The sequence below is a fragment of the Kribbella sp. NPDC048915 genome (genome assembly GCF_040649595.1).
Lineage (GTDB): Bacteria > Actinomycetota > Actinomycetes > Propionibacteriales > Kribbellaceae > Kribbella.
The window spans coordinates 127,534-139,369 of sequence record NZ_JBEZFT010000007.1 but is presented as its reverse complement, the minus strand read 5'-3'; the positions used below and the strand labels follow the sequence as shown (position 1 = coordinate 139,369).

10 protein-coding genes are annotated in these 11,836 nt (G+C 67.9%); 4 read left to right on the top strand and 6 right to left on the bottom strand.

Features of this window, described 5'->3' with window-relative positions; translation table 11 throughout:
* Positions 1–371 precede the first annotated feature (371 nt).
* Together AB0B82_RS06605 and AB0B82_RS06600 are read left to right on the top strand one after the other, a co-directional pair.
* Positions 372–953 carry a type IV toxin-antitoxin system AbiEi family antitoxin domain-containing protein gene (locus AB0B82_RS06605; protein WP_360163375.1) on the top strand — a complete coding sequence of 194 codons (582 nt, stop codon included), beginning with the start codon at positions 372–374 and terminating at the stop codon, positions 951–953.
* Positions 950–1,843, top strand: a complete 894-nt coding sequence (locus AB0B82_RS06600) for a nucleotidyl transferase AbiEii/AbiGii toxin family protein (RefSeq protein ID WP_360163373.1) — start codon at positions 950–952, stop codon at positions 1,841–1,843. The genes AB0B82_RS06605 and AB0B82_RS06600 overlap by 4 nt, the downstream gene beginning before the upstream one ends.
* 410 nt (positions 1,844–2,253) lie before the next feature.
* On the opposite strand, the gene AB0B82_RS06595 is transcribed toward AB0B82_RS06600, so the two are convergent.
* The gene (locus AB0B82_RS06595) at positions 2,254–3,063 is read right to left on the bottom strand and encodes a hypothetical protein (RefSeq protein WP_360163371.1); all 810 of its coding nucleotides are present in this window, start codon (positions 3,061–3,063) and stop codon (positions 2,254–2,256) included.
* Between the two features lie 235 nt (positions 3,064–3,298).
* On the opposite strand from AB0B82_RS06595, the gene AB0B82_RS06590 reads away from it, so the two are divergent.
* Positions 3,299–4,509 (top strand): IS3 family transposase gene (locus AB0B82_RS06590; protein ID WP_360163383.1). Its coding sequence is split into 2 segments (ribosomal slippage): positions 3,299–3,572 and positions 3,572–4,509, totalling 1,212 coding nucleotides; the frame shifts between segments, so codons are not numbered across the junction.
* Between the two features lie 695 nt (positions 4,510–5,204).
* Positions 5,205–5,534 carry an L-rhamnose mutarotase gene (locus tag AB0B82_RS06585; protein WP_360163369.1) on the top strand — a complete coding sequence of 110 codons (330 nt, stop codon included), beginning with the start codon at positions 5,205–5,207 and terminating at the stop codon, positions 5,532–5,534.
* An 891-nt stretch (positions 5,535–6,425) separates the two neighbouring features.
* Here AB0B82_RS06585 and AB0B82_RS06580 read toward each other — a convergent pair.
* The 5 genes from AB0B82_RS06580 to AB0B82_RS06560 form a co-directional block, all read right to left on the bottom strand.
* On the bottom strand, positions 6,426–7,133 hold the full coding sequence (locus AB0B82_RS06580; RefSeq protein WP_360163367.1) for a pirin family protein: 708 nt from the start codon (positions 7,131–7,133) through the stop codon (positions 6,426–6,428).
* Between the two features lie 5 nt (positions 7,134–7,138).
* Positions 7,139–7,654, bottom strand: coding sequence for a DinB family protein (locus AB0B82_RS06575; RefSeq protein ID WP_360163365.1), 516 nt, complete (start codon positions 7,652–7,654; stop codon positions 7,139–7,141).
* A gap of 132 nt (positions 7,655–7,786) precedes the next feature.
* A complete protein-coding gene (locus tag AB0B82_RS06570) occupies positions 7,787–9,181 on the bottom strand; it encodes a trypsin-like peptidase domain-containing protein (protein ID WP_360163363.1) in 1,395 nt (464 codons plus the stop codon).
* Positions 9,182–9,402: 221 nt separating this feature from the next.
* Positions 9,403–11,058, bottom strand: a complete 1,656-nt coding sequence (locus AB0B82_RS06565; protein WP_360163361.1) for a HAMP domain-containing sensor histidine kinase — start codon at positions 11,056–11,058, stop codon at positions 9,403–9,405.
* Positions 11,055–11,747 (bottom strand): response regulator transcription factor, encoded by a 693-nt coding sequence (locus tag AB0B82_RS06560; RefSeq protein ID WP_360163359.1) that lies wholly within the window; start codon positions 11,745–11,747, stop codon positions 11,055–11,057. Before AB0B82_RS06560 ends, AB0B82_RS06565 begins: the two co-directional genes overlap by 4 nt.
* Between the last annotated feature and the right edge of the window lie 89 nt (positions 11,748–11,836).

Sequence of the window (11,836 nt, the reverse complement as noted above, 5' to 3'; positions counted from 1 at the left end):
CCACCCGCTACGACAAACTCGCCGTCGTCTACCGCGCCGCCGCCGTCCTCAACGCAGTCATCGCCTGGACCCGACATTTGTCAGACATGCTCTAGATCTCAGTCGGCCTCGCCGAAGCGGCGGCTCAGAAGTCTGAGATCTAGCGCTGAAGGTCATCTGAGACCAGGCGAATCTCGACACCTCTCCCGGCGGAGAGACGCAGCGCGTCGAGGCGCTGCGGCTGATCGCCGGGGTCTAGGCGGAGACAGAACGCGGAGCGCAACCCCTGTCGAAAAGCGTGAACCGCCCAGGCGTGTGCCCCAGCCAGTCTGTAGGTAATCCTCTACACTAGGCATATTGATGTAGAGGATTACCGCCGGAGGGGGTGTGTGGTGCCCACGAACGACGAGCTGCTGGCCGAGTTGCCCGAGACCTTCCGCTATTCCGAGGCCATCGAACGAATCAGCGAGCGGCAGCTCCGCAACCTCATCGCTCATGGCCAGATCACCGCACTGTCTCGCGGGCTCTACCGCAAGAACGACTGGATAGGCGACGACGACCTGATCGAGATCGCGTCCAAATCACCACAGGCGACGCTGTGCCTGCGATCTGCGCTGGCCCGCCACGACCTCATCGACGACATCCCGGCCGAGATCGACATCGCGATACCGCGCGGTGCCTGGAGTCCGGAAACGACCGCGCCGGTCAGGTGGCGAAGCTTCGATCCGGCCACCTTCACCATCGGCCGGGACCTTCTCGACATCGGGGCCGGCCGGACCATCGGCCTCTACTCCGCCGAGCGCAGCATCATCGACGCCTTCCGGCTACGCCACCTCGACGGCCCTGACCTGGCCAACGAAGCACTCAAGCGGTGGCTGCGTGGGGGAGGACAGCCATCGGAGCTTCTGCGGCTGGCCAAGTCCTTCCCCCGCACACTGGCACCGTTACGCCAGACGCTGGAGATCCTTCTGTGAGCCCCATCGCGCGTGGCACGCCGGCGGGTGACGCGTACCTCGACCTGAAGTATCAGGCCCAGCGAACCGGCCGCACTACCCAGGAACTGCTCCAGCTCTACGTCCTCAAAGGCTTTCTCGCGCGTCTGGCCGCCAGCCCGGTCAGCGACAAGTTCGTCCTCAAAGGCGGTGTCCTGCTCGCGGCCTTCAACACCCGCCGAGCCACCAAGGACGTCGACCTGGCCGGCCGCGACCTGGCAAACTCCACCGACGCTGTCCTCGAGCTCGTTCGGTCCGTACTCGGCGACTCCCACATCGACGACGGCATTCAGTTCTTCCCGCTCACCGCCACCGCGGACGTGATCCGCGACGAAGACCAGTACTCCGGTGTCCGCGTTCACGTCGACGCTCGGCTTGCGAGCGCCCGGCTGCCCTTCCATGTCGACCTCAATGTGGGCGACCCGATCTGGCCCGAACCGGCACTCGTCGACGTGCCCCGCCTTCGTGGTGGGGATCCGATCCGGATCGCCGGTTACCCGCTTCACATGGTCCATGCCGAAAAGATCGTCACCGCTGTCCAGCGCGGTATCGCGAACACCCGCTGGCGCGACTTCGGCGACATCTACACCCTGGCCGGACGCCACCCGATCAGCGGGTCCGATCTGCAACGTGCAATTCAGGTGGTCGCCCGCGGCCGCGGCGCGACCCTCGCTCCCTTGTCAGACGTCTTGGACGGATATGCGGCGTTCGCTCAGACCAGATGGGCGGGGTGGCGCCGACGCAACACCTCGCAACACCTGCCCGAGCAGTTCGCCGAAGTCCTCGACGGTGTGCTCAGGTTCGCCGAGCAACCACTGCGTTTCGATGCCGCCGATCTCGACTGGGATCCGAAACGCGCCATCTGGCGGTAGTCCCGTTCCGCGCAGAGCTTCGGGGGACGCCGGCTGGGATCACGCGTGCCCGCGATCTGCGCAACAAGTGGGCCGGGCCACGCATCCCTCGATCGCATTGTCGATCCGTGGGCCGGTGCAAATACCCACGTGAACCTCCCTCTCCTGGAAGACGCGCTGGCCAGGATGGTCAACGCGTTCCAGGACCTCGCGATTCTGGTCCCGATGAGCGCCGACTGAGGGACATCGAGCAGCAGGGCAACCCTCCGGAGACTCAGGCTGACGGAACGGTCCAGATAGAGATGAAACTTGCCTGGGCGGGAGCAAACGCGCTCTCGCTGGTGATGCGAGAGCAAGCCAAGAAGGCCGCCGTTGCGTTCGTCGGGAAGGTGTCCTGACCTCAGCGCGACGGAGCAGACTCGTTGTGTGGGTCAGTCGAGGAAGTGCACGCTGCGCGCAGCATTGTGTACGTCCGCGGCCGCTCGAGCGAGCCGGTTCCGATACTCCTTGGATTCCTCGCTCAGGTCGCTGAGCAGCCAGGCTCCCAACCCGATCAACCGAGCGCTGCCCAGGCACGCCACGTCCAACGTGAGGGCCAGCATCTCGGGGCTCAGGTCGTTGGTCCAAGGGTTTCCGGCTCGCAGGGTGTGCAGGTAGGCGACCGGCGTGCTGTGTGTCATCTGGCTTAGCAGCGTGTAGGCGAGCTCGAGCCAGCCGGGCTCGGGATAGGGCTTGCCGAGGTCTCGAAGCATGCTGGTGATCGTGGGCAGCGGCTCCCTGCCCTTGGTCACCTGGTCCAGCGGCTTGGTCAGGCGAACGTTGGCGGGCATGGCGAAGATCTGCTCGGCGGTCTTCCTGGAAATCCCGCTGCCGGTGAGGGTGTTGATGGTGTTCCGGCGCATCGCACGGTACTCGTCGAAGTACTGGACGAACCTGGCCTCGGCCTTGTCAGGTGCTACTGAGTACCGCCAGGTGGCCCGTGCAGCCTCCTCGAGGAGCATCCGGGCCGCGCTCACCGCGGTCGGGGCCGCTCCCGGCTGTGTGTAGTTCACCATGACGGTCTCAAGAAGTGACCAGCCGCCGGCGTACATCAGGGTGATGTTCAAGGAGGTGCGGCCGTCTTTCCACGGGTTCACCACGAAGCTGCCGGCGACCTCCCAGTACGCCTCGGCTGCTGCGGCGACGTGGTCGACCGTGTTGACGTCGGGAAGCAGCTCATCCTCCGGGATCACCGCGGCCATCGGCCGCACTAGACCCCGGCGGGCTCGGGTGCCGCGGGGGTTCTTGCTGACCTGGGGCTCGGTCTTTCTGATCCGGCGCAACCCGTGAATCTTGGCCGCGGTGTCACACACCTTCTCAGCCAACGCCACTGTCTTGTCCGTGAACGCCGCCCGGTTCACCTCTGGGCCTGACCCGTTTTGACGGACATCCGAGATCAGGAGCTTGTGCTCCGGAAGGATGTTCATCATGGAGTCCATGGGCAAGAAGAAGCCGCGGCCTCGTCGTTCGTTCACTGCTGAGTTCAAGGCCGAGATCGTCGAGCTGTGCCGGCGGGGCGACCGCTCGGTGGGTCAGGTCGCGAAGGATTTCGATCTGACCGAGACCGCGGTGCGGGAGTGGCTGAAGCAGGCCGAGCGTGACGCCGGCACCGGTGACGGCGGACTGACCACGAGCGAGAAGGACGAGCTCGCGCAGCTGCGGCGGGAGAACCGCCGGCTCCGTGAGGATGTCGAGATCCTCAAGCGGGCCACGGCTTTCTTCGCGAAGGAGACCCGGTGACCAGGGCGACCAGGTGTTACCCGTTCATCGAGGCGGAGAAGCAGGGCAACCACAACGTGAAGCGAGCGTGTGAGTTGCTGAAGGTCTCCCGTTCCGCCTACTACGCCGACCGCGCCAGTGGACCGTCGTTGCGTGAGCAGCGTGACGCCGAGCTGACCGCGAAGATCGTCGAGATCCACGACGAGTCCACCAAGACCTACGGCTCCCCGCGGGTGCACCATGAGCTCCGAGCTCAGGGTGAGCGGTGCTCTCGCAAACGCGTGGCCCGGCTGATGCGAGCCGCCGACCGCCACGGGCACGTACCCAGACGATGGAAGAAGACCACAATCGCTGACCCGGACGCCGCGCACCGCCCGGACCTGATCGGCCGCGACTTCGGCATCGATCCTGGCCGGCCCGGTCAGCTGGACCGCCGCTGGTGTGGCGACATCACCTACATCCACACCTGGGAGGGCTGGCTCTACCTGGCCACCGTCATTGACCTCGCATCCCGCCGCGTGGTCGGCTGGGCCGTCGCCGACCACCTGCGCACCGACCTCGTCGCCGACGCTCTCGCCGATGCGGTCAACCGGCGCCGTCCCGCGCCGGGTGTCGTCTTTCACTCCGACAGAGGCTGCCAATACACCTCCACCCAGTACGCCAGCCTGGCACGGGATCTCGGCGTGTCGTTGTCGGTCGGACGCAAGGGCCAGTGCTGGGACAACGCGGTCGCCGAGTCGTTCTTCGCCACCGTGAAGACCGAGCTCATCCACCGCCGTACCTGGCCGACCCGCAAGGCCGCGACCAGCGCGATCTTCGACTACATCGAAGGCTGGTACAACACCCGCCGCCGCCACTCCACCCTCGGCTACCTCAGCCCCGCCACCTACGAATCAACCCACACCATCACCATCGAACAGGTAGCGTGAACCGACCTCACACCAACCCTGTCCGTCGAAACGGGTCAACCCCACAGGTGCTCGTGGGTGTGGACCGGTGCTCGTGGGTGTGGACAGGTGGTCGTGGGTGTGGGCTGGGCCCGTGGGTGTGGGCTGGGCCCGTGGGGTGTACAGGGTGCGGTTGGCGTGAACAGTTCTTGGTGGGTGTGGACGGGTTCTGGTGGGGTGGCACAGGAAATAACCGGTCCTCGCGCACCGGTACCTGTTCACGCCCACGGTTTCTGGCGCTGGCGCTGCACGCTGGCCTGGGCGGTTCCGGTGGGCGTGGACAAGGTCCGGTGGGGTGGCACAGGTAATAACGGGTCTCCACGCACTGGTAGCTGTTCAAACCCCCAGCTTGGGGTGCTGGCGCGGCCCGTCGCCGGGGCGGTCCTGGTGGGCGTGGACAGGTCCTGGTGGGCGTGGACAGGTCCTGGTGGGTGGTGGACAGGTGCTCGTTGGCGTGGGCAGGTGGTCGTGGGTGCGGGTGGGCGGTGTGCGGTGGCGTGGGGCGGGGGTGGGGGCGGGAAGTGGCAGGTGGCTGTGCGGCGGTGTGTGTTGAAACCGGGGGTGCTGGTGGGGTGAGTGGGTTGGAGAATCGGGGGCAAGTCGTTGGGTGAATTGGGTTGGCCGGATTGTGGAACTGCGTTCCACGGGGGGTGGGGGCGAGCGTACTCTGCTGCTTTGTGACCCGCCTTGCGCTGCACAGCCGCCTGATCCCTGGAACTGAAGAGGCCTACGAGCTCGAGCACGCCCGAGTGTGGCCGGAACTGATCACCGTGATGCGTGCCGCCGGGATCGACGACTGGTCGATCTGGCGCAGCGGCCGTGATCTGTTCCATCTGGTCGAGTCCGACGACTTTGCGGCTGCCGTGGCGCGCCTGAAGGAAGACCCGGTCGACCAGCGCTGGCAGCAGCACATGAGCCAGTTCGTCGAAGGATTCGCCCAGAACCCCGAAGGCGTCGCCGGCCAGTCGCTGCGCCACGTCTGGACGATGAGCGAACAGAAGGACTGAACAGAAGGACCGAGACAACAGCCTGAACCAAAGGTCCAGACCAAGGGAACCCGAGCCAAGGGAACCCAACCAAGGGACCTGAACCAAGGGACCTGAACCAAAGGACCTGAACCAAAGGACCAGGGCATCCCCGCCAATCCTTAGGGCGAAGGTCCCCGGCACAGCGGGACGTTCCGTCGTTGTCCGCAGCGCGCGTCGGGGCGATGGTGAGGGGGTGAGCGGACAGGTCGTTCAACTTCCGGCCCGGGTTGCGCTGCCGCGATTGGCGGCGTGCGCGGTGCGTACCGTCGTACACCTTGCGCGTGGTCGCCTGCGGCTTCCGCGGGATCTGGTCGGTCTGCGGGTGCGATTCGCCGACGGGTCGACGGCGCGGGTCTACCGCGAGACGGTGCTGAAGCCGCGGGTGGTGCTGGAGCCGCGGGTGGTGCTGGAGCCGCGGGTGCCTCATGCGAAATCGGCTCGTAGATCGGGTCGAACCGACCCGTGTGTGCTGATCGTCGAGTTCCGTCTGCGCGGCGTCAGGGCAGCGTGGCAGCACCGGTTGTTCCGGGCCGAGAGTTGGCTGAACACGCCCCTGTTCGCCGGTTTCCCGGGGTTCGTGTCGAAGCTCTGGTTCGCCGCTGACGAGTCAGGCGTCTACCGCGGTTGTTACGACTGGGACGGACCCGGCCAGGCGACCGAGTACGTGCGTGCGCTCTGGTGGCCGTTGGCGCTCGTCGCCGAACTCGACTCGATCCGGTACCACGTGCTCCCCGGCGTCCGGCGCGACGACGTCATCGCCGATCCGGCCCGCGTCGGAGGCTCGCCGTCCGACCCCGATCAGTGGTGGCGGCCAACGAAGTCCTGGTGGCCCGGTCGTGGGCGCGCCATTTCCGCAGGTCGCGGACTGGCTCAGCCTGACCGGTGCATCTCCCAGATCAGGAGTTCGGCTCCCGTGGGACCTGCGGTGATGCGTTGGCCGTCGGAGTTGGTGAGGCGTACGGCGTCTCCCGTACCGAGATCGCCCGCGGCTTCGAAGATCGCCGTACCGGTGGCGACGAACAGATGCAGGTACGGCGCTGTGGGCAGGGTGATCGTACCGCCCGGAGCCAGGCGCGCGACGGACATCCCGGCGCCCGGCTGATTGAGGTGGATCGCGGTCGAGGACGCGTGCTCGGCGAGGCCGGAGGCCACCGGGATCAGCTCGCCGGTGGTCAGGTCGAGCTCCGCCTGCTGGTACGACGCGGGCAGGTCGAACCGATCCGGCCGGACCCACATCTGCACGTAGTGCACCGGCTCGGGGCCGTCGTTCCACTCCGAGTGCTGGATCCCGGAGCCGGCGCTCATCCGCTGGGCGAGTCCCGGGTGCACCGTCCCGCTGTTGCCTTGCGAGTCGCGGTGCGCCAGCGCGCCCCGCAGTACCCAGGTGACGATCTCCAGGTCCTGGTGCGGATGCGTCCCGAAGCCGGTGCCGGGGGCAACCGTCTCGTCGTTGTGCGCGACCAGGAAGCCGAACCCGACGTTCGCCGGGTCGTAGTGCGGCCCGAACGAGAACGAGTGCCGCGACTCCAGCCAGTCACTCGTCGTCCGGAACCGGTCGTCCGCGCGATGGATCTCCACAAGGTCTAGTAATACCCGGTGCCGCCGTCGAGCAGTTCCCGCATCGCGTCCAGGTGGCCGACGTGACGCGCGGTTTCCTCGATCATGTGCAGCACCATCCACCGCAGCGTAGCCTGCGCGGCCCGGAAATCCGGCTGTGTCCCGGTGGCGTCCAGCGAGTGCGCCGCGATGATCTCGTTCGACCGCGCGCACTGCGCCTCGTACTCGTCCAGCAGTTGCCTGAGCGGGACGCCCTCGATCCGCATGTCGGCGTCCTCGGGCTCCTCCTGGAACTGCGGATTGCCCGCGTACGACTCGCCCAGGAACAGCACGTTGAACCAGCAATGCTCGGTCCAGCGCATGTGCGACACCAGCCCGGCCGGCGTCATCAACGGCGACTTCGGCAGCACCGCACGGTACGCGTCGTCCGCGGCCAGTCCCTCCAGCTTCCAGCGCACCAGCGCGCGCTGCTGATCCAGCCACCCCACCAGCAACGTGCGCTCGTCGGCGACGTACGGAGGTCTCTCCCTCGTCAATGTCATGCCGGCGACCGTAACCAATCCCGACTCGCACCGCAGCGCAATAAAACCCGCAGCGCAACAGAAGCCCAGCGCGAGAAAAAGGGACTGCGCCGCTCGGTGGGCGGCGCAGTCCGGTCTTGGTGAGACGTTCGGTCAGCCTGTCGGGTTCCCGTTGTCGGAGCCGAGGGTGGCGGTGACGGCTTGGGTCTTGCCGCCGCGGACGATCGTGAGCTTCACCTGATCGCCCGGGCGGTGCGAACGGACCGCGGCGACCAACGCGTCCCCTGACGCGATCGCCTTGCCGTCTACAGCGGTCACCACATCACCCGCTTGCAGACCGGCCTTATCCGCCGCACCGCCAGGCGTCACCTCGCCGAGGCGTGCTCCACTCGTGAGCCCGTCGGACGACTGCGCGTCACCGACCGTCACACCGAGCCGCGCATGCGTGGCCTTGCCCTTGGCCACCAGCTCGTCGATGATCGGCTTGGCCTGGTCGATCGGGATCGCGAACCCCAGGCCGATGTTTCCGCCCTCGGATTGTCCCGATCCGCCGGCGGTCTTGATCGCGCTGTTGATACCGACCACCTGGCCGGCGAGGTCGATCAGGGCGCCGCCGGAGTTGCCCGGATTGATCGCGGCGTCCGTCTGGATTGCTGGGAAAACCGTCGTACTGTCCGGATCGTCGTCGCCGCCCGTGACCGGACGGTTCAGCGCCGAGACGATCCCGCTGGTCACGGTGGCGTCGAGCCCGAACGGCGAACCGATCGCGACCACGCCCTGCCCGACCTGGAGCTTGCCGCTCTCGCCGAGGGTGGCCGGGGTCAGGTCGTCCGCGTCCGCATCGATCACGGCCAGGTCGGTCAGCGGGTCGGTGCCCTTGACCGTGGCCTTCACTGTGCGGCCGTCGTTCAGCGTGACCGTGATGTTCGCGCCCGGTCCGCCGCCGGCGACCACGTGGTTGTTCGTGACGATCAGACCGTCCTTGCTGATCACGATGCCGGACCCGGTCGCGCCGCCCCGCTGAGTGGTGACCGCGATCTTCACCACGCTCGGCAGCACCTTCGACGCGGCGCTCTGCACCGAGCCGTCGGGTGCGGACGCCGGCGCCGCCTGGTTGCCGTTCAGCGGTGCGGTCACCGACGGGGTGTTCGCGGTGTGGTCCGCGGTCGCCGAGTAGACCGCTGCGCCGCCGACACCGCCCGCGGTGCCGACCAGCAGTGCGGTCAGCGCGACCACGGCCAGTCCGGCCCGGGGCTTCGGCTTCGGCTCGGCGGCCGGCTGTGGTCCGATGGGCCAGTTCGGGCCCGGAGTCGCCCCCTGATGCGGCCCCGGTGCGCCGAACTGTGGATAGCCACTCCCACCTGCGGAGTACTGTCCCGGCCGCTGCCCCTGCGGCCCCGAGTCCATCCGCGGCTGTCCGCCCTGAGACGCGAACTGCTGCTGATGCTGCCCGTACATCGGCAGCTGCTGCGTCCGCTCCGGCCCCTGCGGTCCCTGAGAGCTCTGGCCGGGCTGGTTCTTCGGCTGCTGCGGCTGGTTCTCGGTCATGGCAATACTGTGTCGGCCGGACCTGAGAACGCCCTGAAGATCACCTCGGAGTGACCGAAGAACTCCATGAAGATCCGCTGAAGATCGACAGCACTTCACAGCAGCCCACCAGGTGCAGCAGCTCACAACGTGCAGCGCCCAACGTGCAGCAGCCCTTCACGTGCAGGAGAGGTGCGCGTAAAGGGCTCTGCTCGCAACCGGTTCTGCTCGCGACGGGTTGGTCAGCGGGTCTGGGTCGCCGCGTGCGGCAGCCACAGGGTGAACTGCGCGCCCGCGCCCGGCGCGTTCCGTGCGTACACCATGCCGCCGTGCTGCTCTGCCGCGTGCTTCACGATCGCCAGGCCCAGACCGGACCCGGGACGGCTGCGGGCCTCGCTGGAGCGGTAGAACCGGTCGAACACATGCGGCAGGTCCGCCTCGGCGATTCCCGGCCCGGAGTCGGTCACCGTGAGTACGCCGTCCACCAGCCGGACCCAGACGCGTCCGACGGGCTCGCCGTCGCTGCCGGGCTCCGCGCCTTCCGGCACGCTGTACTTCGCCGCGTTGTCGAGCAGGTTCGTCACCGCGCGCCCGAGCAGTCGCTCGTCGCCCCACACCGGGAACGGCGTGAGTTGTACGTCCCACTCCAGTCCGGGCGCGCGCCGCCGTACCTTGATGACGGCGTCCTCGACCACGTTCGACAGCTCGATCAGCTCGGCGTTGCGCACCTCAGGTGTGTCCCGGGCCAGCTCGGTGAGGTCACCGATCAGCGTGGTCAGCTCGTCCATCTGCGCGCGGACGTCGTCCAGCAGCTGCTGCCGGTCCTCGGGCTTCAGCCCGCCGCGCTTGTCCGCCTGGGCGAGCAGATCGAGGTTCGTCCGCACACTGGTCAGCGGCGTGCGCAGCTCGTGCCCCGCGTCGCCGACGAGCCGGCGCTGCCGGTCGCGGGACTGCGCGAGCGCGCCGAGCATCGCGTTGAACGCCATCGCCAGCCGGGAGATCTCGTCCCGCCCGGTCACCGGGATCGGCTTCAGGTCCTCGGTCCGGGCGACGTGCTCGGCCGCTCCTGTCAGCCGGGCCAAGGGCCGCAGACCGGACCGCGCCACCGCGTTACCCGCGAGCGCGGCGCCGATGACGCCGATCAGTCCGAACGCCCACAGCACGACGCCGAGGTTGTGCAGTGTCTGGTCGATCGACCCCAGCGACTGTGCGACGACCAGCGCCCCGGGCTGGAAGAGGTCCTTGATCTCGTTGCAGGGAGCGTTGACCGGACAGTACTGCGTCGAGACGGCGACCACGCGGAAGTGCGATCCGCCGTTGCGGACGCCGACGGTGCGCAGGCTGACCTCGTTGCCCTGGCTCCTGGCGATCTCCAGCTCCTGCTCGCCCATCGGTGGCAGCGGGCTGTTCCGGGCGCCGAACTGCTGGCCGTCCGCGCCCAGCACGCCCACCCGGATGTCACTCAGGCCGAGCGCGTCGGCGGAGGCGTTCTGCAGGTTCTCGAGGTTGGTCAGGACGCCCTTCTGCGACGCCTGCCCAGCACGCTGGATCAGGCTGTCGTCCAGGTTCTGGTACATCTGCTGGCGCACGGTGACGTACGCCGCGACGCTGACGATCGCCACGGCGAGGCCGACCGCTACTGCCGCGAGCAGTGTCACGCGGGCGTGCAGGGTCAGCTTGTGGAGGGTCTCGGCCCACCAGGTCTGTGTCCGGGCGGCCGTCGCAGCGACGCGACTCCCGTTGCCACCAGGATGCGACTGCGCGGAGCCTTGCTGCATGCCTTCCGGCGACTGCGACGGCTGCTGCTGGTGCGGCTGCTGTTGCAGGGGCTGATGCTGAGGCTCGCGCTGTTGCGGCTGGCCGGCGTACGACGGGAAGCCGTCGGGCTGCTGGCTCACGGCGGGGTGTCCCTCAGCACGTAGCCGATGCCGCGGACGGTGTGGATCAGGCGCGGCAGACCGTTCACCTCGGTCTTGCGGCGCAGGTAGCCGATGTAGACCTCGAGCGAGTTCGCCGTGGTCGGGAAGTCGTAGCCCCAGACCGCATCCAGGATCACCGCGCGCTCCAGCACCCGGCGTGGATTGCGGATCAGCAGCTCGAGCAGGGAGAACTCGGTACGGGTCAGCTGGATCGGTACGTCGCCGCGGTGCACCTCGTGTGCGTCCACGTCGACCACGAGGTCGGCGTACTGCAGCACCTCGCCGCGCTGCCCGCCCTCGCCGGGGGTGGTGCTGCGGCGCAGCAGTGCGCGCAGCCGGGCCAACAGCTCCTCCAGCGCGAACGGCTTGGTCAGGTAGTCGTCGCCGCCGGCGTCCAGGCCGTCCACCCGGTCCGCGACCGCGTCCCGCGCGGTCAGCACCAGGATCGGCACATTGTTGCCCGCGGCCCGCAAGGCCTTGGTGGCCTCCAGCCCGTCGAGACGCGGCATCATCACGTCCATCACCACGACGTCCGGCTCCACGTTGCCGATCACCGCGAGCGCCTCGGCGCCGTCGGTCGCGGTCACCACCTCGAAATCGTTGAACTCCAGCGAACGGCGCAGCGAGTCCCGGACCGCCCGGTCGTCGTCCACCACCAGTACCCGCATGTCGTCTGCCCCGCTTCGCTCGAAATCCCGCTCACCGCGAGAGTAGGCCGCTTCTGTGAGAATCGGCTGAGAACCCGCTGATCCTCACC

What these genes read in the sequence shown, in the direction of transcription:
- AB0B82_RS06595 (WP_360163371.1), bottom strand. Translation starts at nt 3,063, where the DNA reads ATGGCCGCGGTGATCCCGGAGGATGAGCTGCTTCCCGACGTCAACACG.
- AB0B82_RS06575 (WP_360163365.1), bottom strand. Translation starts at nt 7,654, where the DNA reads ATGACATTGACGAGGGAGAGACCTCCGTACGTCGCCGACGAGCGCACG.
- AB0B82_RS06570 (WP_360163363.1), bottom strand. Translation starts at nt 9,181, where the DNA reads ATGACCGAGAACCAGCCGCAGCAGCCGAAGAACCAGCCCGGCCAGAGC.
- AB0B82_RS06560 (WP_360163359.1), bottom strand. Translation starts at nt 11,747, where the DNA reads ATGCGGGTACTGGTGGTGGACGACGACCGGGCGGTCCGGGACTCGCTG.